Genomic DNA, 1,109 nt, shown 5'->3' with positions numbered 1-1,109 from the left:
ATCCGCTGCGGGAGTTGATCACGGCGTCGGAGTCGCTGCCGCTGCTGGTGGAGCGGGAGCGGGCGCTGTTCGGGTCGTGGTACGAGTTCTTCCCGCGCTCGGAGGGCACCGCGGAGCAGCCGCACGGCACGTTCCGCACGGCGGCCCGCCGGCTGCCGGCGATCGCCGCGATGGGCTTCGACGTGGTGTACCTGCCGCCGATCCATCCGATCGGCACCACCTTCCGCAAGGGCCGCAACAACACCCTGTCCGCCGGACCGGACGACGTGGGCGTGCCCTGGGCGATCGGCTCGCCGGAGGGCGGCCACGACGCGGTCCACCCGGACCTGGGCACCCTCGAGGACTTCGACTGGTTCGTGCGGGAAGCCGGCCGGCAGGGCCTGGAGATCGCGCTGGACTTCGCCCTGCAGTGCTCGCCGGACCACCCCTGGGTGCACAAGCACCCGGAGTGGTTCCACCACCGCCCCGACGGCACCATCGCCTACGCCGAGAACCCGCCCAAGAAGTACCAGGACATCTACCCGATCGCCTTCGACGCCGACCTGGACGGGCTGATCGCGGAGACCCTGCGGGTGCTGCGGCACTGGATGGACCACGGGGTGCGGATCTTCCGCGTGGACAACCCGCACACCAAGCCGGTGGTGTTCTGGGAACGGGTGATCGCCGACATCAACGCCACCGACCCGGACGTGATCTTCCTGGCCGAGGCGTTCACCCGGCCGGCGATGATGCACACCCTGGCCCAGATCGGCTTCCAGCAGTCCTACACCTACTTCACCTGGCGCACCACCAAGCAGGAGCTCACCGAGTACCTGACGGAACTCTCCGGTGAGGCGGCCTCCTACATGCGGCCGAACTTCTTCGCCAACACCCCCGACATCCTGCACGCCTTCCTCCAGCACGGCGGCCGCCCCGCGTTCGCCCTGCGCGCGATCCTGGCCGCCACCCTCTCGCCGACCTGGGGCATCTACTCCGGCTACGAACTCGCCGAGAACACCCCCCTGCGCGAGGGCAGCGAGGAATACCTCAACTCGGAGAAGTACCAGCTCACCACCCGCGACTGGAACACACCCGACACCCTCGCCCCCCTCATCACCCAGCTCAACACC

General features: G+C 69.1%; 1 pseudogene. It reads left to right on the top strand.

The annotated features are described in order from the left end of the window. Positions 1 to 1,109: pseudogene (locus AQI94_RS42300) on the top strand (alpha-1,4-glucan--maltose-1-phosphate maltosyltransferase); the annotation flags it as partial.

Source organism: Streptomyces pseudovenezuelae (genome assembly GCF_001513955.1).
In the GTDB taxonomy this organism is placed as follows: Bacteria; Actinomycetota; Actinomycetes; order Streptomycetales; family Streptomycetaceae; genus Streptomyces; species Streptomyces pseudovenezuelae.
This window is presented reverse-complemented; position numbering and strand designations above follow the sequence as displayed.